Source organism: Nocardiopsis mangrovi (assembly GCF_042653925.1).
GTDB classification, from domain to species: Bacteria; Actinomycetota; Actinomycetes; order Streptosporangiales; family Streptosporangiaceae; genus Nocardiopsis_B; species Nocardiopsis_B mangrovi.
This window is the reverse complement of sequence record NZ_JBHSFQ010000024.1, coordinates 51,607-76,473: the sequence shown is the minus strand read 5'-3', so window position 1 is coordinate 76,473 and position 24,867 is coordinate 51,607. Positions and strand designations below refer to the sequence as shown.

The 24,867-nt window shown below is 72.2% G+C and carries 23 protein-coding genes, 1 tRNA gene and 1 other RNA gene; 11 read left to right on the top strand and 14 right to left on the bottom strand.

The features are described from left to right. Nucleotides 1-140 precede the first annotated feature (140 nt). Complete coding sequence (locus tag ACFO4E_RS21540; RefSeq protein ID WP_378577563.1) at nt 141-728, top strand: Uma2 family endonuclease; 588 nt, start codon at nt 141-143, stop codon at nt 726-728. A gap of 60 nt (nt 729-788) precedes the next feature. Here ACFO4E_RS21540 and ACFO4E_RS21535 read toward each other — a convergent pair whose 3' ends face one another. The 5 genes from ACFO4E_RS21535 to ACFO4E_RS21515 all read right to left on the bottom strand — a co-directional run bounded on the left by ACFO4E_RS21535 (nt 789) and on the right by ACFO4E_RS21515 (nt 4,858). After that, nucleotides 789-1,853 carry an aspartate-semialdehyde dehydrogenase gene (locus ACFO4E_RS21535; protein WP_378577561.1) on the bottom strand — a complete coding sequence of 355 codons (1,065 nt, stop codon included), beginning with the start codon at nt 1,851-1,853 and terminating at the stop codon, nt 789-791. After that, nucleotides 1,850-3,121: an aspartate kinase gene (locus tag ACFO4E_RS21530; protein WP_378577559.1), complete on the bottom strand. Its 1,272-nt coding sequence runs from the start codon at nt 3,119-3,121 to the stop codon at nt 1,850-1,852. The genes ACFO4E_RS21535 and ACFO4E_RS21530 overlap by 4 nt, the downstream gene beginning before the upstream one ends. A 230-nt stretch (nt 3,122-3,351) precedes the next feature. Beyond that, complete coding sequence (recR, locus tag ACFO4E_RS21525; RefSeq protein ID WP_378577557.1) at nt 3,352-3,951, bottom strand: recombination mediator RecR; 600 nt, start codon at nt 3,949-3,951, stop codon at nt 3,352-3,354. An 83-nt stretch (nt 3,952-4,034) separates the two neighbouring features. After that, nucleotides 4,035-4,382, bottom strand: a complete 348-nt coding sequence (locus ACFO4E_RS21520; RefSeq protein WP_378577619.1) for a YbaB/EbfC family nucleoid-associated protein — start codon at nt 4,380-4,382, stop codon at nt 4,035-4,037. A 107-nt stretch (nt 4,383-4,489) separates the two neighbouring features. After that, nucleotides 4,490-4,858, bottom strand: coding sequence for a MerR family transcriptional regulator (locus ACFO4E_RS21515; protein WP_378577617.1), 369 nt, complete (start codon nt 4,856-4,858; stop codon nt 4,490-4,492). 59 nt (nt 4,859-4,917) lie between these two features. Between ACFO4E_RS21515 and ACFO4E_RS21510 the strand changes: the two genes are divergently transcribed. After that, nucleotides 4,918-6,072: an alkene reductase gene (locus ACFO4E_RS21510; protein ID WP_378577555.1), complete on the top strand. Its 1,155-nt coding sequence runs from the start codon at nt 4,918-4,920 to the stop codon at nt 6,070-6,072. 206 nt (nt 6,073-6,278) lie between these two features. Here the strand turns inward: ACFO4E_RS21510 and ACFO4E_RS21505 are convergent, their stop codons facing one another. Then, nucleotides 6,279-6,479 carry a DUF6243 family protein gene (locus ACFO4E_RS21505; protein WP_378577553.1) on the bottom strand — a complete coding sequence of 67 codons (201 nt, stop codon included), beginning with the start codon at nt 6,477-6,479 and terminating at the stop codon, nt 6,279-6,281. Between the two features lie 138 nt (nt 6,480-6,617). On the opposite strand from ACFO4E_RS21505, the gene ACFO4E_RS21500 reads away from it, so the two are divergent. Continuing rightward, nucleotides 6,618-7,232, top strand: a complete 615-nt coding sequence (locus ACFO4E_RS21500) for a TetR/AcrR family transcriptional regulator (protein ID WP_378577551.1) — start codon at nt 6,618-6,620, stop codon at nt 7,230-7,232. A gap of 124 nt (nt 7,233-7,356) precedes the next feature. Here the strand turns inward: ACFO4E_RS21500 and ACFO4E_RS21495 are convergent, their stop codons facing one another. Further along, a complete protein-coding gene (locus ACFO4E_RS21495; protein ID WP_378577549.1) occupies nt 7,357-9,429 on the bottom strand; it encodes a DNA polymerase III subunit gamma and tau in 2,073 nt (690 codons plus the stop codon). A 125-nt stretch (nt 9,430-9,554) separates the two neighbouring features. Continuing rightward, nucleotides 9,555-9,650: signal recognition particle sRNA small type (gene ffs, locus ACFO4E_RS21490), an RNA gene on the bottom strand. Between the two features lie 164 nt (nt 9,651-9,814). Between ffs and ACFO4E_RS21485 the strand changes: the two genes are divergently transcribed. After that, nucleotides 9,815-9,902 (top strand) — tRNA-Ser (locus tag ACFO4E_RS21485). 79 nt (nt 9,903-9,981) lie between these two features. Here the strand turns inward: ACFO4E_RS21485 and ACFO4E_RS21480 are convergent. The 3 genes from ACFO4E_RS21480 to ACFO4E_RS21470 all read right to left on the bottom strand — a co-directional run bounded on the left by ACFO4E_RS21480 (nt 9,982) and on the right by ACFO4E_RS21470 (nt 12,211). Next, on the bottom strand, nt 9,982-10,230 hold the full coding sequence (locus ACFO4E_RS21480; protein WP_378577615.1) for a tyrosine-type recombinase/integrase: 249 nt from the start codon (nt 10,228-10,230) through the stop codon (nt 9,982-9,984). Nucleotides 10,231-10,882: 652 nt separating this feature from the next. Next, on the bottom strand, nt 10,883-11,164 hold the full coding sequence (locus ACFO4E_RS21475; RefSeq protein WP_378577547.1) for an antitoxin: 282 nt from the start codon (nt 11,162-11,164) through the stop codon (nt 10,883-10,885). 699 nt (nt 11,165-11,863) lie between these two features. Then, nucleotides 11,864-12,211 (bottom strand): hypothetical protein, encoded by a 348-nt coding sequence (locus tag ACFO4E_RS21470; RefSeq protein WP_378577545.1) that lies wholly within the window; start codon nt 12,209-12,211, stop codon nt 11,864-11,866. Between the two features lie 886 nt (nt 12,212-13,097). Here ACFO4E_RS21470 and ACFO4E_RS21465 point away from each other — a divergent pair. The 7 genes from ACFO4E_RS21465 to ACFO4E_RS21435 all read left to right on the top strand — a co-directional run bounded on the left by ACFO4E_RS21465 (nt 13,098) and on the right by ACFO4E_RS21435 (nt 21,289). Continuing rightward, on the top strand, nt 13,098-14,207 hold the full coding sequence (locus ACFO4E_RS21465; RefSeq protein ID WP_378577543.1) for a hypothetical protein: 1,110 nt from the start codon (nt 13,098-13,100) through the stop codon (nt 14,205-14,207). A 523-nt stretch (nt 14,208-14,730) separates the two neighbouring features. Next, nucleotides 14,731-15,369, top strand: a complete 639-nt coding sequence (locus ACFO4E_RS21460; protein ID WP_378577541.1) for a TetR/AcrR family transcriptional regulator — start codon at nt 14,731-14,733, stop codon at nt 15,367-15,369. 496 nt (nt 15,370-15,865) lie between these two features. Then, on the top strand, nt 15,866-16,708 hold the full coding sequence (locus ACFO4E_RS21455; protein WP_378577539.1) for a DUF4097 family beta strand repeat-containing protein: 843 nt from the start codon (nt 15,866-15,868) through the stop codon (nt 16,706-16,708). A 7-nt stretch (nt 16,709-16,715) separates the two neighbouring features. Continuing rightward, the gene (locus tag ACFO4E_RS21450) at nt 16,716-17,825 is read left to right on the top strand and encodes an acyltransferase family protein (RefSeq protein ID WP_378577537.1); all 1,110 of its coding nucleotides are present in this window, start codon (nt 16,716-16,718) and stop codon (nt 17,823-17,825) included. A 66-nt stretch (nt 17,826-17,891) separates the two neighbouring features. Beyond that, nucleotides 17,892-18,737: an IclR family transcriptional regulator gene (locus ACFO4E_RS21445; RefSeq protein WP_378577535.1), complete on the top strand. Its 846-nt coding sequence runs from the start codon at nt 17,892-17,894 to the stop codon at nt 18,735-18,737. A 235-nt stretch (nt 18,738-18,972) separates the two neighbouring features. Continuing rightward, a complete protein-coding gene (locus ACFO4E_RS21440; protein WP_378577533.1) occupies nt 18,973-20,262 on the top strand; it encodes a glucarate dehydratase family protein in 1,290 nt (429 codons plus the stop codon). A 40-nt stretch (nt 20,263-20,302) separates the two neighbouring features. Beyond that, entirely contained in the window at nt 20,303-21,289 is a 987-nt protein-coding gene (locus ACFO4E_RS21435) for a 2-hydroxyacid dehydrogenase (protein ID WP_378577531.1), read from the top strand. Nucleotides 21,290-21,851: 562 nt separating this feature from the next. Here the strand turns inward: ACFO4E_RS21435 and ACFO4E_RS21430 are convergent. The 3 genes from ACFO4E_RS21430 to ACFO4E_RS21420 are packed head-to-tail and all read right to left on the bottom strand — an operon-like array spanning nt 21,852 to nt 24,863. Further along, nucleotides 21,852-22,892, bottom strand: a complete 1,041-nt coding sequence (locus tag ACFO4E_RS21430; protein WP_378577529.1) for an ABC transporter ATP-binding protein — start codon at nt 22,890-22,892, stop codon at nt 21,852-21,854. Continuing rightward, nucleotides 22,885-23,916, bottom strand: coding sequence for an ABC transporter ATP-binding protein (locus ACFO4E_RS21425; protein WP_378577527.1), 1,032 nt, complete (start codon nt 23,914-23,916; stop codon nt 22,885-22,887). The genes ACFO4E_RS21430 and ACFO4E_RS21425 overlap by 8 nt, the downstream gene beginning before the upstream one ends. Continuing rightward, nucleotides 23,913-24,863, bottom strand: a complete 951-nt coding sequence (locus ACFO4E_RS21420; RefSeq protein ID WP_378577525.1) for an ABC transporter permease — start codon at nt 24,861-24,863, stop codon at nt 23,913-23,915. Before ACFO4E_RS21420 ends, ACFO4E_RS21425 begins: the two co-directional genes overlap by 4 nt. Nucleotides 24,864-24,867: the final 4 nt, after the last annotated feature.

Sequence of the window (24,867 nt, the reverse complement as noted above, 5' to 3'; positions counted from 1 at the left end):
GCGACCGGATTCGGCCGGACGTTGCGGATCCGCGTGATGACACACGGCGATCATCGATGCTCAACGTATGAAGCACGTCCTAGCCCCTATGCCAGACTGGACGCGTCTCGGGGAGGCCGACCGGAGTGAGCGTGATGACCGTGGATCCGACGGACGTGTGGTCGGCGAGCGTATGGTCGCGCTCCGGCCCGTGGTCCGAGCAGGAGTGGCTGAATCTGCCCAGCGACGGGCCCCTGATCGAGCTGCTCGACGGGAGCCTGCTCGTGAGTCCTAACCCGGCGCGTCCGCATCGGCGCATCTCCCGCCTGCTCGCCAACCTCTTCGACGAACCCGCCGAACGGCTCGGCGGCGAAGTCGAGGAAGGCGCCAACGTCCGGCTGCGCGACGAATGCGTCCTGATCCCCGACGTCGTGGTCTTCCGTGAGCCCGGCACTCAGGCGATCACCGATGCGGACCTCGTGCTGTTGGCGGCCGAGATCGTCTCCCCGGGGCAGCGCACCCGCGATCAGGTCTTCAAACACGACATCTATGCCAAAGAGGGCATCCCCTGGTACCTGATCGTCGACGCCGGAGAAGGGTGGATCGAGGCGAGCCTGCACCGGTTGGACGAGGGCCGGTACACGCAGGTGGCCAAGGCCGGTGCCGGCGATGTGCTGGAGGTCGAGCCGCTGGGGTTCTCATTCGATCCGGCGGCGGTACTGCCGCAGGCGTGGCGGACACGGGAATGACGCGGAACGGCGGCCCACCGTGCCGGTGGGCCGCCGTCCGCACTGCCGTGCCGTCGCCGGTCAGGCGCCGGTGAACTCCTGGGCCACGACCTCGGCGATCTGGGCGGTGTTGAGCGCCGCGCCCTTGCGGAGGTTGTCGCCGCACAGGAACAGGTCGAGCGACTTCTGGTCGTCGATCGAGCGGCGGATCCGGCCCACCCAGGTGGGGTCGGTGCCCACCACGTCGGCGGGGGTCGGGAACTCGCCCGCCCCGGGGTCGTCGAGCACGACCACCCCGGGCGCCGACGCCAGCAGCGTGCGCGCGGCGTCGGCGTCGACCTCGGTGTCGAAGGTCGCGTGCACGGCCAGCGCGTGGGTGGTGACCACCGGGACGCGCACGCACGTGGCCGACACCCGCAGGCCGGGCAGGCCGAGGATCTTCCGGGACTCGTTGCGGACCTTCAGCTCCTCCGAGGAGTAGCCGTCGTCCTTCAGCGAGCCCGCCCACGGCACGACGTTCATCGCCAGCGGAGCGGGGAACGGGCCCAGCTCGCCGACCGCGGCGCGCACGTCGCCCGCCCGGCTGCCCAGGGTGCGGTCGGTGGCGACCTTCTCGACCTGGTCGTGCAGGGTGTCGATGCCCTCTTGGCCGGCGCCGGAGGCCGCCTGGTAGGAGGACACGACGAGGTCGGTCAGGCCGTAGGCGCGGTGCAGCGCCCCCATGGCCACGATCATCGAGAGCGTGGTGCAGTTGGGGTTGCTGATGATGCCGCGCGGGCGGTTGGCGGTCTCCGCGGCGTTGACCTCGGGCACCACCAGCGGGACGTCGGGGTCCATCCGGAAGGCGCCGGAGTTGTCGACCGCCACGGCGCCGCGCTCGGCGGCGATGGGCGCCCACACCTTGGAGACGTCGTCGGGGACGTCGAACATGGCGACGTCCACGCCGTCGAAGACCTCGGGGGCCAGGGCCTGGACCTCGACCTCCTCGCCGCGGACGGTGAGGCGCTTGCCCGCCGAGCGCGGCGAGGCCACGAGGCGGATCTCACCCCACACGTTCTCGCGGGTGGAGAGGATGTCGAGCATCACGGTGCCGACGGCCCCGGTGGCCCCGACGACGGCCAGGGTGGGCAGATCGCTGCGGCTCATCGGCCGGTACCTCCGTAGACGACGGCTTCGACCTGGTCCGCGTCGAGCTGGAATTCCGAGTGGGCGGCGGCGACGGCGGTGTCGACCTGGTCCTGCTCCACCACGACCGAGATCCGGATCTCCGAGGTGGAGATCATCTCGATGTTGGTGCCCGAGCGGGCGATGGCGTCGAAGAAGCGCGCGGTGACACCGGGGTAGGAGCGCATGCCCGCGCCCACCAGGGACACCTTGCCGATCTGGTCGTCGTAGCGCAGCGCCTCGAACGCGACCGTGTCCTGGATCTTCTTCAGCACCGACAGCGCGGTCTGCCCGGCCTCCATCGGCACGGTGAAGGAGATGTCGGTGCGCGAGGTCGACGCGGCCGACACGTTCTGCACGATCATGTCGATGTTGATCTCGGCGTCGGCCAGCGACTTGAAGATCGAGGCGGCCTCACCGACCTTGTCGGGGACGCCCACGACCGTGATCTTGGCCTCGCTCCGGTCGTGTGCGACGCCGGAGATGATCGGTTGTTCCATGCCTTCGGCTTCCTCAACTTCGGAGACGACCCAGGTACCGGGCCTCTGGCTGAACGACGAGCGGACATGCAGCGGGATGTTGTACCGCCGTGCGTACTCCACGCATCGGAGGTGCAGGATCTTGGTGCCGCTGGCCGCCATCTCCAGCATCTCCTCGTAGGAGATCTTGGGGATGCGGCGGGCCGTGGGCACGATCCGCGGGTCGGCGGTGAACACGCCGTCGACGTCGCTGTAGATCTCGCACGCGTCGGCGTTCAGCGCCGCGGCGAGTGCGACCGCCGTGGTGTCGGAGCCGCCGCGGCCCAGGGTCGTGATGTCCTTGCTGTCCTGCGAGACACCCTGGAAACCGGCGACGATGCAGATGGAGCCCTCATCCAGGGCCTCCTGGATGCGGCCGGGCGTCACATCGATGATCTTGGCGTTGCCGTGCAGCGACGTCGTGATGACGCCGGCCTGCGATCCGGTGAACGAACGGGCTTCGTAGCCGAGGTTGCCGATGGCCATCGCGACCAGCGCCATCGACATGCGCTCACCGGCGGTCAGCAGCATGTCCAGCTCGCGGCCGGGCGGCAGCGGGGACACCTGCTCGGCGAGGTCGAGGAGTTCGTCGGTGGTGTCGCCCATGGCCGAGACCACGACGACCACGTCATACCCCGCCTTTTTCTGGGCGACGATCCGTTGGGCCACTCGCTTGATGGCTTCCGCGTCGGCGACGGAAGACCCACCGTACTTCTGCACGATCAGAGCCACGGTCGTTGCTCCTGAGGAGTTGGGATCACGGTAATCAACTAAGAAGTGTAGCTATCGGTAATCTGCGGACACCTTCTCACCTGGGCTTCGCCCCTGTTCGGCGTGGGACGGCCGGGGTTCGAGGGCACCGGGGCGAGGGCATACCCGGTTCGGGCGGGTTCATCCGCACCGGCCGGGAGGCGGCCCGGGAGCCGGGTGGCGGGGGCGACCCGCCGGATGGCCGGAAGCGCCTAGAACTCCAGGCTCCGGCGCCCCTCGAAGGCGCGGCCGAGGGTGACCTCGTCGGCGTACTCCAGGTCGCCGCCGACGGGCAGGCCGCTGGCCAGCCGGGTGACTTTCATCCCCAAGGGTTTGACCAGGCGCGCCAGGTATGTGGCGGTCGCCTCGCCCTCCAGGTTGGGGTCGGTGGCCAGGATCAGTTCGGTGATCTGGCCGTCCGAGAGCCGGGCCATCAGCTCTTTGACGCGGAGGTCGTCGGGGCCGATGCCCTCGATGGGGCTGATGGCGCCGCCCAGCACGTGGTAACGCCCGCGGAACTCGCGGGTGCGTTCGATGGCGACGACGTCCTTGGACTCCTCGACCACGCAGATCACCGCGGCATCGCGGCGCACATCACGGCAGATCCGGCACTCCTGCTCCTCGGAGACGTTGCCGCACACCGAGCAGAACCGGACCCGCTCCTTGACCTCGACCAGCGCGTGGACCAGCCGCTTGACGTCGGCGGTCTCGGCGGAGAGCAGATGGAAGGCGATGCGTTGCGCGCTCTTCGGACCGACGCCGGGCAGCCGCCCGAGTTCGTCGATCAGATTCTGAACCGCGCCTTCGTACATCGCCTACCACTCACTCGAGGCCGTATCGGCTCCCACGTTAACGGACCCGGTGCCGCGCTCGGGACCGCGGCGGGCCGCCGATCCTAGAAACCCGGCAGCCCGGGCATCCCGCCGCCGGGCAGCCCGCCCCCGAGCCCTTCGGCCAAGGGGCCCATCTTCTCCTGCTGCAGCTCCTCGACAGCGGTCTCGGCATCGCGGATGGCCGCGAGGACCAGGTCGGCGATGGTCTGCGCGGAGTCGGCGAGGTCGTCGGGGTCGATCGCCTTGGGGTCGATGGTGATGTCCTCGACCGAGCCGCGGCCGCTGACCGTCACCTTGACCAGCCCGCCGCCCGAGGTGCCCTCGACCTGGGCCTCGTCCAGCTGCTGCTGTGCCTGCACGAGCTGCTGCTGCATCGCCTGCGCCTGCTGCAAAAGGGCCTGCATGTCCATTCCGCCGCCAGGGTTCACTGCGTTTCTCCTTGCTGCATTGTCCGGTGCCTGCGAGCGTAGCCGCTCACGGCAGGGCAACGGCGGCACCCCGGGCGGCAGGGGCCGGATCAGGCCGAATCGGTGCGGGGCCCGCTCCCGGCGGACGCGATGACGCCGTCGAGGATCCGCCGGGACTCCGCCAGCCGCTCCATCATGCCGTCGATGCGCCGGCGCTCCACGGTCAGCAGGTCGACGAGATCGGGCGCCGGCGCGCCGCGCTCCTGGTCGAGGATGCACGGCAGCAGCTCGGAGATCTTGTCGCTGCACAGGCCCGCCGCGTACAGGCACTGGATCCGGTCGACGCGGTCGACCGCGTCGCCGGTGTAGTCGCGGTGGCCGCCGGGGGTGCGCCGCGACGCCAGGAGGCCCTGCTCCTCGTAGTACCGGAGGGAGCGGACGCTGACCCCGGTCCGCCGCGCCAGTTCGCCGATGCGCATCGTGACCTCCACCACAGAACCTTGAAACTCACATCCATGTCATATTTTAGCGTCGTCCCATGAACGACGACATGGTTCCCGCGTCCCCGCTCCTGGCCCCGTACACCTCCGCCGGCCTGCGCCTGCCCAACCGCATCGTGATGGCCCCGATGACCCGGCTGCGCGCCGACACGTCGGGGGTCCCCACACCGGTCATGGCGACGTACTACGCCCAGCGCGCCGGCGCCGGGCTGATCGTGTCCGAGGGCATCGCGCCGAGCGAGCGCGGCGTCCAGTACCTCAACGAGCCCGGCCTGCACACCGGGGAACAGGTCGCCGGGTGGCGGACGGTCACCGACGCGGTGCACGCGGCCGGCGGCCGGATCTTCGCCCAGCTCATGCACTCCGGCCGCAACGGGCACCCCGCCAACCGGCGCGACGGCGGCCGCCCCGAGGCTCCGTCGGCGGTGCCGCTGACCGGGCGGGTGCACACGCTCACCGCCAAGGCCGACGCGGTGGTCCCGCACGCGATGACCACCGCCGAGGTGCGCTCCACCATCGCCGAGTTCGCCGCCGCGGCGCGCGCGGCGGTCCGCGCCGGCTTCGACGGCGTGGAGCTCCACGGCGCCAACAGCTACCTCCCGCACCAGTTCCTCGCCGACAACACCAACCTGCGCGACGACGCCTACGGCGGCTCGCCGCTCCGCCGCGCCCGGTTCGCCATCGAGCTGGCCGAGGCCGTGGCCGACGCCGTCGGCGCGGGGCGCACGGCCCTGCGGCTGTCCCCGGGCAACCCGGAGAACGAGATGGTGGAGGCCGACCCCGCGCCGGTCTACCGGGCCGTCCTCGCCGCCCTGGACCCGCTGGGCCTGGCCTACCTGCACCTCACCGACGATCCCGTGTACCCGGCACTGGCCGACCTGCGGCCGCGGTGGAGCGGCACCCTGGTGGGCAACACCGGGGAACACGAGGTGACCGGTCAGGAGTCGGCCGAGCGGCTGCTGCGGGAGAAGGGCGCCGACCTGGTCTCCTTCGGGCGGGCCTTCATCTCCACCCCCGACCTGCCCGCGCGCATCGCCTCGGGCGCCCGCTGGGCACCCCTGGCCGACCGCGAGTCCCACTACAGCACCGGCCCCCAGGGCTACACCGATTTCCCGCCGGCGGCGGTCGAGGCGGGGCCGGCCGCGGCGCCGGCGGTCGCCATGGGGGCCGCGGCCGGGGCGGAGGCCCGCTGAGGGGCCGCCGGGGGTCCGCCGGCTCCGGGGCACGCGAACGCCTCCGGCGGCCGAGCGCGGGTTCTAGCGGTCCCCGCAACACCCTGGATTTCAGGGAGTTGCGGGGACCCCAAGAATCCGCCGAGGCCGCCGGGGGCGCCGAATCGGAACAGGCGTGCGGAGGGGCGTGGTCGCGCGGCGGGCCGGTGGACCGGCGGCCGCACGGGTCAGTCCTCGCTCTCCCCGTCCGCCTGGGGCTCGCGGTTCTTCTCGCGCTTCTCCTTGAGCTTGCGCAGCAGCTCGCGCTTCTCCTGCAACGGGTCACGGCGCCCGCCCTGCCCCGAGAACCCCGACCCGCGCATGGCGGACCGGGACAGGCTGGTGCGCTGGCCGCCGAGGCCGAGCATGTTGTCGCGGCTCTTGCCCATGGGGGATCTCCTCTGTCAGGTCCGACGGTTCACACCTTCAAAGCGAGACGTACCGTCTCGCCACTTCCGAGAATGCCGCATGCCTCCGAACAAAGTCAAGACGATACGTCTCGGTTCGTTGCTTGATAGGTTCGGTCCATGCCACCCGAGACGACACCGAACAGGTCGCGCCGCAGTGAGAGCTCACGCCGCGCGATCCTCGACGCCACCTACGGCCTGGTCCTGGAGAAGGGCTACGCCAAGCTCACCATAGAGGCCATCGCCGCCCGCGCGGGCGTCGGCAAGCAGACGATCTACCGGTGGTGGCCCTCCAAGGGCGCCGTGATGTTCGACTCGTTCCTCGACGTCGCCGACGACAGGTCCGGGGAGGACGTCGCCCTCCCCGACACCGGCGACATCGCCGCCGACCTCAAGGCGGTGCTGCGGGCGACCGTCGACGAGTACAACGACGCGGCGTACAGCGCCCGGCTGCGCGCGCTCAACGCCGAACTGCTGACCGACCCCAAGCTTTCAGCGGAGCTGTTCGAGCGGATGCTCGCCCCGGGCCTGGCCGCCTACCTCACCCGGCTGGAGGCCGCCCGGAGCGCGGGGGAGATCGCCGCCGACGCCGACCTGGAGACGGCGATCGAGGTTCTGCTCAGCCCGATCCACTACCGCTGGCAACTCGGCACCGGCCCCCTCACCCACGCCTTCACCGACTCCATCGTCGACCTCGTCCTCACCGGCCTGCGGCCGCCGCGCCCGCGGGACTGATCCGGGCCAACGGCAGCGGTCCGCCCGGGAGGCCGGCCGCGCCGCCCCTGCGCGGCGGGGCGCCCCGCGGGCGGGGCGCCCCGCGGGCGGGGCCTCGGCGCGCCGGGGCGCGGGCGGGACGGGATCAGGCGGTGTGGTCGATCTTGTCCAGGAGTTTGCCGCCCAGCTCCGACTCGATCAGGGAGAACGCGTTCGGCGGCGGCGCCTGGGTGGCGTCGAGGTCGTTGACCGGGTCGGCGTCGCCGTCGTCGAACCCCTCGGGCGGCGGGGAGGACATGGCGTCCTCGTAGGGGTCGGGGGGCGGCTCCTCCTGCGTGGTCAGGGGGCGCTGCGGTCCGGTGCCGCCCTGCTCCCGGGGCCCGGCCGAGGCGCCCCGTGCCGGCGGACCGGGGTCGGCCGGCTCCGGCTGCGCGGGCCGCTCCGGCGGCTGCGCGGGGGTGTCCCAGCCCGCCGGCTCGGCGGAGGGGGGCGGCGGCTGCGGCGCCGGGCGCTGCGGAGCAGCGGGCGGGGCACCGTTCGCGGGCACCGCCACGACCCGGACCTCGACGCCGAGGACCTGGCGGATGGCCTGCGCGACCACCTGGTCGCTGCCGCTGTTGGAGAAGCCCTTGGCGTCGTTGACCCGGGTGAACCCGAGCTGCACCTGGTTGCCGTCGACGCCCATGGGGCGCACATCGGTGCCGCTGAGCACCATCCAGGTGAACTTGCGCAGCCCCTTCACGGTCTCCAGGATCCGGCCCCAGGAAGCCTGGACGGACCCGACGTCGATCGTCCCGCCACGGGCGGGGGCCGCGGGAGCGGGCGCCGGCGGGGCAGCGGGCCGGCGGGCGGCGGGCTGCTGCCGCTCCGCGCCGGGCCGGGCGGCTTCGGACCAGTCGTCGGCGGCCCGCTGCGGTACGGGGGGCGGTGCCTGCTGCGCGGGCGCGGGGTCGGCCGGCTGCGGCGGCTGCGGGGCGGGGCCGGCCGGGGGCCCGGGGGCCGCGGGGACCGCCGGAGCCGGGGCGGCGGGCGCCGCAGGAACACCAGCGGCCATGCGCCGCTCCAGCTGGTCCAGCCGCGCGACGAGCGCGCCGTTGTCGCCACCGCCTCCGGGCTCGGCGCCCGGCAGCAGCACCCGGGCGCAGAGCAGCTCCAGCAGCAGCCGCGGCGAGGTGGCACCCCGCATCTCGGTCAGGCCCTGGTTGAGGATCTCGGCCGCGCGGGTGAGCACAGCGGGCCCCAGCTTCGCGGCCTGCCCGGTCATCTGCTGCACGGCGTCGGGCGGAACGTTGATCAGGCCCTTGTCGAGCGCGTCGGGCACCGCCGCCAGGACCACCAGGTCGCGGGTGCGCTCCAAGAGGTCGGCGGTGAACCGGCGGGGATCGTGCCCGCCCTCCATGACGCGGTCGATCAGGCCGAAGGCGGCGGCGCCGTCGCCCGCGCCCAGCGCGTCGACCATCTCACCCAGCAGGCTGGAATCGGTGTAGCCGAGGAGCGCGACCGCGCCCTCGCGGGTGATGCCGTTCTCGTCGGAGCCCGCGAGCAGCTGGTCCAGGATCGACAGCGAGTCGCGCGCCGACCCGGCGCCCGCGCGCACCACCAGGGGCAGGGCGGCGGGGTCGAACGCGACGCCCTCCTCCTTGAGGATCTCCTCCATCAGCTCGCGCAGCGTGCTGGGCGGGATCAGCCGGAAGGGGTAGTGGTGGGTCCGCGACCGGATGGTGCCGATGACCTTCTCGGGCTCGGTCGTTGCGAAGACGAACTTCAGGTGCGGCGGGGGCTCCTCGACGAGTTTCAGCAGCGCGTTGAACCCCTCGCGGGTCACCATGTGCGCTTCGTCGATGATGTAGACCTTGTAGCGCGAGTTCACCGGCGCGAAGAACGCGCGTTCACGCAGGTCGCGGGCGTCGTCGACGCCACCGTGCGACGCGGCGTCGATCTCGATGACGTCGATGCTGCCGCCGCCGTCGGGGGCGAGGGCGATACAGGAGTCGCACGCGCCGCAGGGGTCGGGGGTGGGGCCCTGCTCGCAGTTCAGGGACCGGGCCAGGATGCGGGCGCTGGACGTCTTGCCGCAGCCGCGGGGCCCGCTGAACAGGTAGGCATGGTTGATCCGGCCGTTGCGCAGCGCTTGGCGCAGCGGATCGGTGACGTGCTCCTGTCCGCGCACTTCGCCGAACGTGGCGGGCCGGTACTTGCGATAAAGCGCGATGCTCACGGCGCGCTCACTGCTCCCTCCGCGGTCACATCCACCCCCATTGAACCGTGTCCCCGCGACAGCCCGCACGCGTTCGCCGGGGATCGCCGGGGAGGGGTCGGAGGCCGGATCAAGGGTCCCGGGAAAGAAAGGACCCCCCGCGCACCCGCCAGAGCTTACTTATCCTTGCTGCCTTCCGGCCCTGGGGAGGTTCATAAGATGACGCCGCACGAGGGGTCTGCCCAGAGTCTAGCCGACTCCGGGGGCCGCGGGGCCCACCCCTCGGACGGCCGGGCGCCGGCGCGGTCCGGGGAGGCCGGGGCGGCGGCCGCGGGCGTCCGGACGGCGTTTTCCCGCACCGGGAAACCGTTCGAAGCACACCACCTCGGCATGTAAAGTTGTGCGCGGAGGATTCGCCTAGTGGCCTAGGGCGCACGCTTGGAAAGCGTGTTGGGGGCAACCCCTCACGAGTTCGAATCTCGTATCCTCCGCCAGCCTGCTAGCAGGCTTAACGAAAGGCCCCGACCGGGTGCGCGGTCGGGGCCTTCGTCGTTCGTGGTCTCAGTTTCGGTCTCAGTCGGCCTTCTCGGGGCCGTTCTCCCCCTCGTCAGACGGCTCCCAGATGAGTTCGCCGACACGGTCGGCGACGTCCATCCGGACCTCGTCCACCACGTGCATGTAGCGCTTCGTCATCGACGTCGAGGACCACCCCATGATCCCCATGGCGGCCCGCTCCTGCACTCCGAGGATCAGCAGCACGGTCGCGTCGGTGTGCCGCGCATCGTGAAGCCGGGCCTCTCGGAGACCGGCTTCATGAAGCAGTGCCTTCCCAGCCTGACCAGCGCGGCAACGCTTGGGACGGATGGGACGGCACCCGCAGAGGAAACGACCTCGCAGCCCTGCGAGCTGTGCGGCCGATCGTTCTGGAACGCCGCTTTCGCGGGCTCACCCCGGACACCCCGGGATTCACCCGACGCCGGATGAACCAGCGATCCACCCCCGGTTCGCCACGCTCGGTGACCGGCAGAACGGGCGGCAGAATCCGCGTTCTGCCGCCCGGCCACCCCCACAGCGCCCCACACACCCCCGAATTCCCGCTTCCACCAGCAAAAACAATCTGACTGTGTGGGGGTGTGCGAACCCCCCGGAAAACGCCCCCGGGGCGGCTGAGCGGACCGGCGGAACGCCCCCGCACCCCGGGGGCCGGCGGGATTCTGCCACCACCGGCAGAACGGGAACCGTCGAGCGATCCCGCTACGTTCCGTGTTGCACGTACCCGCGTTCGTGCAGCCCTCTGAGAAGCCGGGCAACCTGGTCCGCCCCAGCTCCGCCGCGCCCGCGCTCGTGTAACCTGCCCCCGCCGGCCGCCCCGGGGCCCGGCCCACGCGGATTTGCGGGAATCAACGGCGGCCGACTGCGCATTCGCTCTGCGTCGTTCCCCACCCCTGTCCCGATCTACAGGTGGAGTATCGGCTCAGCGGCCCCACCGGTGATCGTGGCCGTCTGGACGGTACTCCGGCACCGGGCCCTGGGATCGGTGCCGCGGGTCGCGCGGAGCGCCGTGTCCCCGACGACCGCCCTGCTTGGCGAGGTATCTCGATGCCGCGCCGGTGGCTTTGTCGATGTGCCGGTTGTACCTGCCGCCGGTGCGCTTCTTCGCGGTCTCACCCGCCGTATGCAGATACCGGTTCGCCTTTCCGGGGTTCTTACGGATGAAACCGAGCACCTGCCGGAGCAGGCTGCGCAGGTTGGCCATCGTGCTCACCTCGTCCTTGACGTTTCTCGGGGGATGGGCGTGCCCTGCACGCCCATGATGCGACATGTCGCATCGCCGTCGGTTGGACAACGGCTGAGGACCGCACTCGTGTTCCGCTCAACGGTTGCACGAGCACCTGCTCCGCGACGCCTGGTGACGACGTGCCTACCGGGTCGAAACGGACCGCCGTTCGCCGCGCCACCAGTCCCGGGAGCGCTCTTCGGAAGCACTTCCGAACCGCTGGGCAGCGGGCCGCCCCACCACCGTGGAGCCTTCTGGAGGCGGCTTCCGGGGGTGGACCCGTGGCCGCGTGATTCCGCTGGTCGGTCACTGGCGGATTCGGAATCCGCCAGTGACCGACCAGCGGAATCGAAACCACACCTGATCTGGTGAAACACCCCGGATCAGCGGTCAGGGAATCCGCCAGTGGCGGAATGCGCCAATCCATCGGTCCGCAGGTCACAGGCCATGAAGGGGCCCATCCGCCAACGCTGGCGGGTACGGCATCGGCCCCCCGGCGAGGCTGGCCGGCACCCGCTCCGCCAGTCGCGTCCGCGGCCGTCTGAGGCCCGGCGGTCGTCCGCTGTGAGGGGGAGCCGACGAGGCGACGGCCGTTCCAGAGGGAGCGGAGAAACCTCCTTCGGCTGATCTGGGGCGGGGACGACGCGCGACCGCGCGCTTTCCCGCCGCGGTCCGGCCCTACCTCCCCGGGGGGCGGTCGGAAGGGGCGTCGCGGTCGGCGACGATGTCGTCGGCCAATTCCGCGCGCAGCCTGGGCGACCTGTCCAATCTGCGCAGGACGGCCCGCCACATCTGGGAGTGCGGCAGCGTCGGGATGTCGCTGAGCCGCGCCAGGTCGTCCACGACCTTCTTCATTCGCTGGTAGTCCTGCCGCGTGAGGTCGACGGTGATGCGGATCGAATCGGTGCCCTGCGCGGGTCCGGGATCGGCCGTGCGGCGATTCCTGCCGGTGCCCGTCGCGGGCTCCGGCTTCGCCGGGACGTTCGCGGCGCCCTCAGGGCGGCTCTTCTTGCTGTTCCTCCCCATAGCAGGAGTATTACTGAATTCCGGATTTCCGTCATTCCGTAGGCGCCCCGGCCGCGAGGGCCGGGGCGCCACCGGCCGTCAGCGGTTGCGGCAGGCCCCACAGACGGGGACCGGGAGATGCGGACCCCATGGGTAGGTATAGAAGAGGGCTTCACCGGAGCAGTAGGAGCACCGCTCGCGGACCAGGGTGCGCGCGCAGCGGCTGAGAGGAAGGGTAAGTATCATCAAGATCGCCTCCTGGCGTTACTGGGGGCGGGCCCCACCGCGGCTGTCCAGGCATGGGTGGGGCCCTTATTGCAGTGATTCAGTAATTCCGTGATCCAGCACTTCAGGCATGCAGGTCAGGGGGCATCAGGAGCGAGCGTGCGGGACCGCCGCCATGGCGGCGGCGCACTCGTCTTGGTTGCGGGAACCCGACCGAGCGGCCCACAGAAGGCCCATCGGGGAAGATGGGGGAAGTGGACCGCCGACGGCGCTGTTCCAGGCACGACACCGATACGGGTGAAGGCCGGGGGGAAAGCGGGGGAACGCCGTCGCCGTGCCGACGATCGACGAAAACGCCGACGCCGCGCGGATCGCGGTGTAGTGCAATCTGTTCCCGCCCACCGTGATCCAGTAACCCTTTATTTCTTCATATTTCCGAAATTCCTTATGCGCAGGTCAGAAAGGTGCGGCCCACCGCATCCCGTTCGGACGGCCGCAGGCGCCCGGTGTTTCGCGTTCGTGCCGCGCATGCGGCATTTATCGACCGAATGGACTGCACCGGCCCCGAAGCTCTGATCTGATAGGAGGCCGGAAGGCGCCGAAATCACCGGTTCCGCATGGAACCGGTGGGTGAGCGCCCGCGCGATCAGCGCGGAAGGGAACGCGGAGAGAACGGTCGGACATGACCAGTCGGAAACTGAAGAAGAAGACCAACCCGATGTGGGACGGCGCGGACTTGGCACGTGCCGTCGAATGCGCGGTGTGCGCGGACACCGGGGTCGCCGATCCGCCGCACACCCGGCGACCGACCGATCCGGCTCGGGTGCGCCCTCCGGGTCCCGCGGTGCGGCTCAACGCCGACCAGGCCGGCGCGCTGCGCCTGGCCTGGTCCCACCTCTCCGACGACGGGGTCGGCGCCGACCCCGACTCCCGGCTCCTGGCGCTCGTGTGCCTCCTGCGGGGTGCCCGCACCGGGCGGGCCAACCTGGTCGGCCAGGACCTGCGCGCCCTCCGGCTGCGCGATCCCCTCGCGAGCCTGACCGCCCTGACCTCCTCGGGGTGGCTGGAGACCGCTCCGGCACGGGTCCTGGAGGCCGACCCGGCGAACCCCGCGCCCTGCGCGATCCCGGTGGCCGCCGGAAACCCCTGGGGGCTCGGCAGGAACGGGCGCAGCCGCGTCTCCGGGTGGGCGAGCCGCGTGCTCGCGCACAAGAAGCTGCGCAAGAAGGCCAACCCCGTGCGCCTCGCCGCGCTCCACACGGTCGCCCACGCCGCACCGGAGGGGGAGGTGCGCGCCGGCGGTGCGGACCTGACCACCGCCTGCGCGTTGAACGGCGCCCCGGAGCTCGACGCGGTCGTGACCGCCCTCGCTGACATCGGGTGGCTCGAACCCGCGCCGAGGCTCACCCGCGGCTCCGCCTCGATCGGCCGGCTCGGCCGCGTATCGGCGGACCTGGCACCGCTCCCCGCGGATGCCGGATCCACCGCGGCCCGTACAGCGGACCACGACGGCCTCGGCCCCGATGACGTCGAGAAGCACGCCCACGCCGCGATCACCGGCCGCGAGCCCGCCGTCGCACGCTGGGTCCACGACTACCGGACACTCCACGGCCACGGCCCGAGCTGGGCCACCGTCGCATCGGCCCATTCCTGGCCGGAACACCGCGAGGTCCGCAACGCCGTATTCGCCAAGCTGCACGACGACGGCTGGCTCACCGGCTTCAAGATCGCCTACGGCCTCCGCCCGGGCCCGCGCCATTCCGAGCGGGGAGGCGGGCCGGTGGAGCGATAGAGGAGTTCAGTTCGCGGAAACGTACTTCTCAAAGGGCGAGGCCGTGGACACGCTCCTCTCCCTGAGCGCCGAGCGGCCCCGACTCGTGGTGATCGGCGAATTCCCCCGCCCCTCGCAAAATCCGATCCGAATTGCCCTGCTTATTCCGACGGCGCTGCGGCCCTTGCGCGAGGAGCGCACCGCCTCGCGCACCCTACCGCTGCTGTGCAACCCGGCCCCGTCCTTCATAGGGCGCCCCTTGTCCGGCAACGCCCTATGCGCAAACGGTCGGAGCCCGAAATGGTCGCCTGCCCCCTCGACCGCGGTCTAGCCGTCGACGTTCGGGAGATCTCCGACGCCCGCCTCGCACTCCGGGTCAACGCGATCCTGGTCGGTACTCCTGGCCGCCGGCGCACGTTCGCCCGGAGCGACGGCCCGGACGGCCCAGGGCCACGATGGCCCCTCTCCCCGCGAGGCGTGGTGCCACCACCACATTTCAGTACTCACGGGTATCCGATACCCGTGGGTATGCTAATTTCCCCTTATGAGTGAGCAGGAGAACCCCCCGCCCGAGCCCGTCGCGCGGGCGTCGCGGGATGAAGTGCGGCGGCGGCTGCTGGCCGCGGCGGCCCGGGTGTTCGCGGAACGGGGCTACGCCGACAGCAGGCTGGAGGACATCGCCCGCGCCGCCGGCTTCACCAAGGGGGCCGTGTACTCCAACTTCGGCGGCAAGGAGGACCTGTTCGGCGCGGTCCTCCGTGAGCGTTCCGACACCGAGCTCAGCGCCGTCATGGCAGAGGTGGGCGGCACCGACGACCCCGCAGAGGCGATCGGCCGGGCGGCACGCGTCGTCGCCGGACGCGTCGCGGGCGACACCGAGCGGAACCGGCTCGGGCTGGAGTTCGCGGCGCGCGCGGCCCGCGACGAACCGACGCGGGAGGTCGTCGCCTCCCTGCGCCGCGCACAGCGGGAGGCGGCGGCGCGCACCATCGCCGATGTCGGAGAGCGTGCCGGCGCCCGCCCGGCGGTCGACCCGGAACTGGCCGCGCTGATCGTGCACTGCCTGACCAATGGGCTGTCCATGGAACGCCTCGCCGACCCCGGCGCGGTCACCGCCGATACCGCAGAGCGCGCCTTGGCGGCCGTGCTGACCGCGCTGCTGACCCCGCGGCCAGACGACTGATCCGCGGGCCGAAGGCTGATCCGCAGCCAACGACTGATTCCGCGGCCTGACTGCTGATCCGGTGGCCGGCTGCTGTTCCCACGACCCGACGACCGGCTTCCCGCCACCCTCTTGGCCCGACCATTCACCCCTCGCTGAGCCCTCGGTTCGGCGACCGCTCCCTCGCCGACCCCCGTAGCCCGACGACCGGCCCCTCGCCGCCTCCGTGGCGCGACACCCCCTCGCCGCCCGTCGGCCCGGTCCCGGGCCGACGGCACCCCCGCCGACCCGGGACCTGCGGCTCGCGCTTCCCCGTCGGCTGCTCCACACACCGCTCTTCCTCCGCACCGCGGGCACGACCGCCGTGCGGCCCTTCGGCCTGCCCTGACGGCACCACCATCCACCACTCCCGGAGGCTCCCTTGTCCGTGTCCACGCCGTCGTCTCCGTCTCCGCTCGCATCCCCGTTCCGGCTCGACTCCCCGTCCCCCCGGCTCGTGTCCACCCGTCCTGTCCGCGTGTCCATCGCCGCCGCGGGCGCGGCCCTGACGCTCACCGTCCTGACCGGATGCGGGGCCGACGGCGGCCCGGAGGAACGGGCCTTCGGCCCGGCCGGGGAACGGATCACGATCTCCGCCGAGAGCGGAGACCTCGACGTCCGGCCCGCGGACGTCGACGAGATCGAGGTGACGCGCTGGTTCACCGGGTGGTCCGCCATCGGCGCCCGGACCGGGGCGGACTGGGAGTTCGCGGGGGACACCCTCGCCCTGACCACCGACTGCGCACCCCTGCTCCTGGGCCGGTGCGACGTCCGCTACGAGGTGCTCGTGCCCCGAGAGGTGGCGGTGACCGTGGACGGCGGCAGCGGGGCGGTCTCGGCCTCCGGCTTCGCGTCCGCGCTGGACATCACCACGGACAACGGCGCGATCCGGGTCGAGGACGCCGCCGACCCCCTCTCTCTGCGCAGTGCCTCCGGTGAGCAGCGCGCCACCGGCGTCACCTCGGGCAGCGTCGAGGCCCGGTCCGAGAACGGAGCGATCCGCCTTTCTCTCGCCGAAGCCCCCGACAGTGTCGAGGTGGAGGCGGACAACGGCGCGGTGACGGTCGAGGTGCCCGAGGCCGACTACGACGTCACGACCGCGACGGACAGCGGCGACGTGCGCACCGACGTCCCGGAGGATTCCGGCAGCCCGCACACCATCACCGCGCGGACCGGCAACGGGGCCATCAGCGTGCTCACCGCCGTCCAGACCGCCGACCGCCGACCGCCGACCGCCGACCGCCGACCGGAGTATCCGCCCGCGCGGCGTCACGCCGTCGCGGATCCCCACTCCCCACACGGTATGGACACCAGGAGCTGAAATCGCCGTGCGAAAAGACCACATCGACCGGCTCAGGAACGCCGGAATCCTCTTCCTGTTCCCCTTCCACACCTCACGCGTTTTCAACGACCTCGAATCCTTCTACGTCAAAGGCGAGGTGAACACTCCCGCAACCGTTCTGGTGGACCTCTCGTACTGGTTCATGCCCCTCTTGTTCCTGCTGGCGGGGATGTCCAGCCTCTACGCCCTCCGGCGCAGATCGGCCCGGACCTACGTCAACGAGCGCTTCTCCCGGCTCCTGGTCCCGTTCTTCTTCGGCGTACTGGTGGTCGTCCCACCGCAGGCCCACTACGCGATGAAGTTCCACCTCGGATACAGGGGCGGGTACGGGGAGTTCCTGTGGTCCTACTTCACGGACTTCTCCGACTGGTCGGAATACGCCGGAGGAATATCACCCGCGCACCTGTGGTTCATCGCCTTCCTCTTCCTCATCTCCATCGCCCTCCTGCCCGTGATGCGCGCCATGCTCGCATCCGGGTATTCGCCGACGTGGATGCGCAACCCGTTTCTCATCCTGCCGCCGTCGGCCGGCGTGGCCGCGCTCTCGCTGCTGCCGGATGTGGCCGGCAAGAACATCGTCGTCTTCGCCGCCTATTTCCTGCTCGGATTCCTCATCGCGACCGATGACGCGATCGGCGAGATGATCGAGCGGAACCGGCGGGTGTACCTCGCGGCGGCGGTTCTGACGGCCGCCGCGGTGCTCGCCCAGATCCACGTCCTCGGCGTCCGCGCGGGCGCCCCCGCTCTTCTCCTGGAGCACCTGGCGTGCTGGCCGGCCCTGCTGGCGATGCTCGGCTACGCGAAGCGGTATCTGAACCGGAGGACGAGGTTCGCGGCCTACTTCACCCCGGCCGCGTTCCCGGTCTACATCCTGCACCAGACCTACCTGGTCGTCGTCGCCTACTACGTCGTGCGGGCCGCCGACCTCGGGGCCGTCGCCTTCGCCCTCATCATGTCGCTGTCATTCGCTCTGAGCCTCGCGACCTACGAACTCATCCGCCGCCTCGCCCCGGCCCGGGCCCTCTTCGGCCTCCCCGCCTCCCCGGCGGGTCCCGCGTCCGCCGCGGGACCGGTCGGCGGGGCCGGGGCCCGGTAGCTTGGGTGGCCGGGCCGGCAGGCGGTGGGTGGGATACCGATCGGCGTGATCGCGAAGAGGGTGGAGATGGCTATACCGGCTGACATTCCCGGCGACGACGCCCGGAAGGCCGCGACGGACGAGAAGCCGAGCGGGGTCCGCGACGTCAAGTCGGCGGCGCGCACCGTGGAGCTGCTGGAGCTGCTGGCCGCCCGCCAGAACCGGCCCGCGCGGCTGCGCGAGCTGAGTGAGGCGCTGAACATGCCCCGCAGCAGCTGCTACGCACTGCTGCGGACGCTCGTGAAATACGGCTGGGTCCGCACGGACGCGTCGGGCACGCTGTACGGCATCGGCATCCGCGCCCTTCTCGCCGGTACGACCTACCTCGACACCGACCCCTATGTGCGCCTCGCCAAGCCCGCCCTGGACTCCCTCGGTGAACGGCTGGATGAGACGTTCCACTTCGGCCGGCTCGCCGGCGGCGACGTCGTCTACCTGGTGACCCGCGCGTCCAGCCAGTACCTGCGCCCGCACAGCAGGGTCGGCCGCCGCCTGCCCGCGTACTCGACCGCGCTGGGCAAGGTGCTGCTGGCCGAGCTCGACGGATCCGAACTCGACGAGCACCTGCCCGGTGAGCTGGCCCCGCTCACCGAGCACACCTTCACCGACCGCGCCTCGCTCCAGCGCGACCTGGCCGAGGTCCGCGAGCGCGGTTACGCGATCGACCGCCAGGAGAACAGCCTCGGCCTGCACTGCTTCTCCCTGCCGCTCCGCTACGCGAGCCCCGCCACCGACGCCATCAGCTGCTCGGTGCCGCTGGCGCGGCTGACCCCGGCGCGCGAGGCGGAGATCGTCGCCGCCATGCGCGCCGCACGCGACACGATCGAGCAGGGCGCCGCCTCGATCGGGCTGGTCGGCTCCGGCGGGATGTGACACCGCCGACGCCCACGCTCCGCGCGCGTACGATCGCCGTACGCACGCGCCTGTCTTTCCTTCTGTCTGCTGTCTACCTATATAAACCGTTCGCGGGTAGGCTGCCCCATGAGCGCGCTCTGGAGGGGGCGCGGCTCCGGCCGAGCCGAGGGGCGCCGCCCGCACGCGCCCCGCGAGCGGGCGGGAGCACCTTCACCGACGGGTGCCGTCGGTCCGACACAGCCGGAGGACACAGGTGAGCATCGACGTGGCCGCCGAACCGCACCGCATCAGCGATGTCCGCATCACCCCGGTCGCCTTCCGCGACCTGCCCCTGCTCAACACGGTCGGCGTCCACGAACCGCTCGCGCTGCGCGCGATCGTGGAGGTCGTCACCGACTCGGGGCTCACCGGCCTCGGCGAGACCTACGGCGACGCCGGGCACCTCGACCGCCTGCGCGCCGCCGCGTCGGCGATCACCGGCGTGGACGTGTGGCACGTGCACGAGATCGCGTGCCGCATCCGCCGCGCGCTGTCCGGCGACCGCGGCACCGCCGGGCACGGCATGAGCGGGATGGTCACCGGCAGCAGCACCGCCGACCGGGTCCTCTCCCCTTTCGAGGTCGCCTGCCTGGACATCCAGGGCAAGGCGATCGGCCGTCCCGTGAGCGATCTGCTCGGGGGCGCCGTGCGCGACCGCGTCGACTACAGCGCCTACCTCTTCTACAAGTGGGCCGGCCACCCCGGCGCCGAGGACGACGCCTGGGGCGCGGCGCTGGACCCGGACCAGATCGTCGCGCAGGCGCAGCGCATGATCGGCGAATACGGCTTCGGCGCGATCAAGCTCAAGGGCGGCGTCTTCCACCCCGACGAGGAGGCCGAGGCGATCCTCGCCCTCCGCAAGGCGTTCCCCGACCACCCGCTGCGGGTGGACCCCAACGGGGCGTGGAGCGTCGAGACCTCGATCCGCGTAGGCGCCGCGCTCGACGGCGTGATCGAGTACCTGGAGGACCCGACCACCGGCATCGACGGCATGGCCCGGGTCGCCCGCGACGTGGCGATGCCGCTGGCCACGAACATGTGCGTGGTGGCGTTCGACCACGTCAAGCCCGCCGTCGCCCAGGACGCCGTCCAGGTCGTCCTGTCCGACCACCACTTCTGGGGCGGGCTCGGCCGCTCGCGCGCGCTGGGCGACATCTGCGCCACGTTCGGGCTGGGCCTGTCCATGCACTCCAACTCCCACCTGGGTATCAGCCTCGCCGCGATGACCCACCTGGCCGCGGCCACCCCTGACCTGACCTACGCCTGCGACACGCACTGGCCGTGGAAGGACCCCGCCGACGACGTGATCGTCCCCGGCGCGCTCACCTTCTCCGGCGGCGCGGTCGCGGTGCCGACCGCGCCGGGCCTGGGGGTCGAGCTCGACCGCGACGCACTGGCCCGGCTGCACGAGCGCTACCTCGCCGGCGGCATCCGCGAGCGCGACGACACCGGGTACATGCGCCGGTTCGAGCCCGCCTTCGACCCCACCGCCCCGCGGTGGTGACCCGCACACGGGCCCGCCGGACCGGCGGGGGCGGTGCCCGATGAGGATCGTGCTCACCAACCCGCTCCTGATCCCGTTCCGCGACGAGCTGACCCGCAACGGCGGCGACGGCCACGACTGGGAGTTCCTCGCGGGCCGCCCCGACGACGAGGTCGTCGACCGGCTGCGCGAGGCGGACGTGCTGGTGGGCTCCCGGGTGACGCCCGCCATGGCCGCGGCCGCGCGGCGGCTGCGGCTCGTGCACGTGAACGGCGCCGGGGTCGACCGGATCGCGTTCGACGCGCTCGCGCCCGGGGTCATCGTGTGCAACACCTTCCACCACGGGAGCTCGATCGCCGAGCACGTGGTCATGGTGGCGCTGATGCTGTCCCGGCGGGTGCGGCGCGCCGACGCGCTCATGCGCGAGGGGCGGTGGGAGTCCGTCGCGCTGGACCCCGCCGTCCCCCTCGGCGACACGCTCGCGGGCCGCACGGTCGGGGTCATCGGGCTGGGCGAGATCGGCACCGCGGTCGTGCGGGCGACGACGGCGCTGGGCATGCGCGCACGCGCGGTCCGGCGCACCCCCGGAGCCCCGCTGCCCGAGGGCGTCCGGGTGGACCGCGTCGACGGCGACGACGGCCTGCCCGACCTGCTCGCCGGATCCGACGTGGTCGTGGTGACGGTCCCGCTGTCGGCGGCGACCACCGGGCTGATCGGCGCACCGGAACTGGCGCTGATGCGGCCGGACGCGCTGCTCGTCAATGTCGCGCGCGGCCCCATCGTCGACGAGGAGGCCCTCTACGACGCGCTCGCCTCCGGGAGCATCGGGGGCGCGGCGCTGGACGTGTGGTGGAGCCACCCCAACGACGGCGGCGGGGCACGCGGGTACACGCGGCCGTTCGACACGCTCGACAACGTCGTGATGACCCCGCACCACTCCGGGCACACCCGCACGACGTTCGCCGGCCGGGCGGCGGAGATCGCCGCCAACATCGCCCGGCTGGACGAAGGCCGCCCGCTGGTGAACATCGTCACGGCGAGCCGATGAGCGAGCGGAGGCGGTGCTGACACCCGCCGAAGGCCCACCGCAGCACCGCCGAAGCAGAGCGAAGAGGCGAGCGTGACCAAGCGACACCCTCACGGCGAGCCGATGAGCGAGCGGAGGCGGTGCTGACACCCGCCGAAGGCCCACCGCAGCACCGCCCAAGCAGAGCCAAGAGCCGAGCGTGACCAAGCGACACCCTCACGGCGAGCCCGTGAGCGAGCGGAGGCGGCGCTGACACCCGCCGAAGGCCCACCGCAGCACCGCCGAAGCAGAGCGAAGAGGCGAGCGTGACCAAGCGACACCCTCACGGCGAGCCGATGAGCGAGCGGAGGCGGCGCTGACACCCGCCGAAGGCCCACCGCAGCACCGCCCAAGCAGAGCCAAGAGGCGAGCGTGGCCAGGTGGGATGCGCGCGCCGCGGCCTGACTGACGCCCTCCTCCCGCCCGACGCTCGTGGAGCGTCGGGCGGGAGCGGCGGCTGACGGCGTTGGAGACGGCCCCCTGGGCCGTCTCCAACGTCCCCAACGTCCGCGTCGTCCGCCGTGCCGGGCCGCCTCCCCGGAGCTCAGGCGGGGGCGGCGTCCAGCGGGAAGTGGCAGAGCCCTTCGTGCCGCTCCAGCGCGTCGCCGTCGTCGCGGCGGGCCACCGGCGGGGCCTCGGCCGCGCAGCGGTCCGTCGCCTGCCAGCAGCGCGTGCGGAACCTGCACCCCGACGGCGGGTCCAGCGGCGACGGGAGCTCGCCCTCCAGCAGGATGCGGCGCGACCCCGCCTCGGGCGACGCGCCCAGCGACGGCGCCGCCGACATGAGCGCCTTGGTGTAGGGGTGCAGCGGCCGGTCGAAGACGCTCTCGGTGGGCCCGTGCTCGATGACCTTGCCGAGGTACATCACCGAGACCCGGTCGGCCACGTGCCGCACCACCGACAGGTCGTGCGAGATGAACACGTAGGACACGCCCAGGCGCTCCTGGAGGTCGGCGAGGAGATTGAGGACCTGCGCCTGGACGGAGAGGTCCAGCGCCGAGACCGGTTCGTCGCACACGATCAGGTCGGGCCCCAGCGCGAGCGCGCGGGCGATCCCGAGCCGCTGGCGCTGCCCGCCGGAGAACTCGCCTGGGTAGCGGTGGGCGTCCCCGGCGCGCAGGCCGACGAGGTCGAGGAGTTCGCGCACCCGCTTGTCCTTGTCGGCGGGGGCGGCGTCGCGGTGGGTGCGCCACGGCTCGCCGATGATGTCCGATGCCGTCATCCGCGCGTTGAGGGAGGCGAACGGGTCCTGGAACACCATTTGGACGCGGCGCCGCCAGGCGAGGAGGTCGCGGCCGCGCAGCGCGAAGGGGTCGGTCCCCTCGAAGCGGACGGTGCCGTCGTCGGGGCGTTCGAGCATGAGCAGGACGCGCGCGAGCGTCGACTTCCCGCAGCCGGACTCGCCGACGAGGCCGAGGGTCTCCCCGCGGCCGACGCGCAGGTCGACGCCGTCCAGGGCGGTCAGCCGGGCCGACCCGCGGGCGCCGGCCACGCGGAAGGACTTGCGCAGACCGGTCGCCTCCAGCAGCGGCGCGGCCGTGTCCGGTGCGGTGCCCGCGGCTGTGGCGGATGCTGTGTCAGGCACGGGCGAGCTCCTCGGAGAAGTGGCAGGCGGCGGCCCGCGACGGGCCGACGGGCGCGGGTAGCGGACGGCTCTCGGCGCACGCCTCGCGCGCCATCGGGCAGCGGGCCTGGAACACGCAGCCGGCCGGGATCGCGCTGAGTTCGGGCGGGCTGCCCGGGATCGAGCGCAGCGACTGCCCCTTCTCGACGTGCTCGGGGACCGAGTCGAGCAGGCCGCGCGTGTAGGGGTGGCGCGGGTGTGCGAAGACCTCGCCGACGGGCCCCGTCTCGACCACCGTCCCCGCGTACATGACCGCGACGTCGTCGGCGTGCTCGGCGACGACGGCGAGGTCGTGGGTGATGAGCACGACGGCCATCTCGTGCTCGGTCCGCAGGTCGGCGAGCAGCTGCATGACCTGTGCCTGCACGGTGACGTCGAGCGCCGTTGTCGGCTCGTCGGCGATCAGCACATCCGGGCTGAGCGCCACCGCCATGGCGATGAGCAGCCGCTGGCGCATCCCGCCCGAGAACTGGTGCGGGTAGGACCGCGCACGGGCGCGCGGCTCCGGGATGCCGACGGCCGCCATCAGTTCGATCGCCTTCTCCCGGGCGGCGCGGCGGGACAGGCCCCGGTGGATGCGGAAGGGCTCGCCGAGCTGCGCGCCGACGGTCTGCACCGGGTTCATCGCGGTCAGCGCGTCCTGGAACACGATGGACAGCACGGGACCGGCGAGCTTCTTGCGCGCGGCCGGGCCGAGCCGCAGCAGGTCGGTGCCGCCCACCCGGATCGCGCCGCCGGACACGCGGGCGACGGGGTCGAGCAGCCCGGCGACCGCCAGAGCGGTCATGGACTTGCCGCACCCCGACTCGCCGAGCAGCGCCAGCGTCCGCCCTTTGCGGACGGAGAAGCTGATGCCGTCGACGGCGCGGAGCGTGCCCGCGGGGGTGGTGAGGTCGACGCTCAGCCCGTCGACCTCCAGGGCGGGCCCGGCCGCCGCTCCCCCGCCGGGAGCGGGGGCGGCGGCGGGGCTGGTGGACGCGGTCATGCGCGGATCCCTCCTCGGTTCCCGCGGGAACCCTTGGTGCGGGGCGTGGTCAGCCGCCAGCGCTGCGCGGGGTCGGTGGCCAGGCGCGCCCACGCGGCGAGCACCGTCGCCGAGACCGTGGTGACCACGATCGCCACGCCGGGCAGCACGGCGATCCACCAGGCGGTCTGGAGGTACTGGCGGCCCTGGGCGACCATCAGCCCCCAGCTGACGTCCGGCGGCTGGATGCCGATCCCGAGGAAGCTCAGCGAGGACTCGGTGAGCATGACGAAGCAGAAGTCGAGCGTGGCGACGGTCAGCAGGGTGGGCAGGGTGATGGGCAGGATGTGCCGGTAGATGGTCGGCCAGCTGCCCGCGCCGAAGGTGCGCGCGGCGTCGACGAACAGCCGGCTCTTCAGCTCCGTCGCCTCGGCGCGGGCGGTGCGCAGGTAGACGGGGATGCGCGCGAGCGCCAGGATCAGCACCAGGTTGGCGACGCTGGGGGCGAACACGTACAGCACGACCACGGCCAGCAGCAGCGAGGGGAAGCTCAGGATGACGTCGGCGACGCGCATCGCGACGTTCTCCCGGAACCCGCCGTGGTAGCCCGCCCACATCCCGATCGCCGAGCCGATCACCAGCGAGCACAGAACCGCGGGGACCGCGACGGACAGGGTCGTGCCGGCCGCCTCGATGAGCCGGGCGAGCATGCTGCGCCCCAGCACGTCGGTGCCGAGCAGGCCGAAGAAGCCGTGGTCGAGCGATGGCGGGCGCAGCGACGCGCCGAGGTCCTGGCGCCGGGCGCGGTCGCCGATGAGCAGCGGGCCGAGCAGGGCGGTCAGCGCCACGAGGCCGAGCAGCACGGCGGCGGCGGCCGCGAAGCGGTCCTTGCCGAGCAGCGTCCACCAGCGCGCCGGGCGCTTGGCCGCGGGCGCCGTCTCGGCGGGAGGGAGATGCGGGGAGGTCATCCGG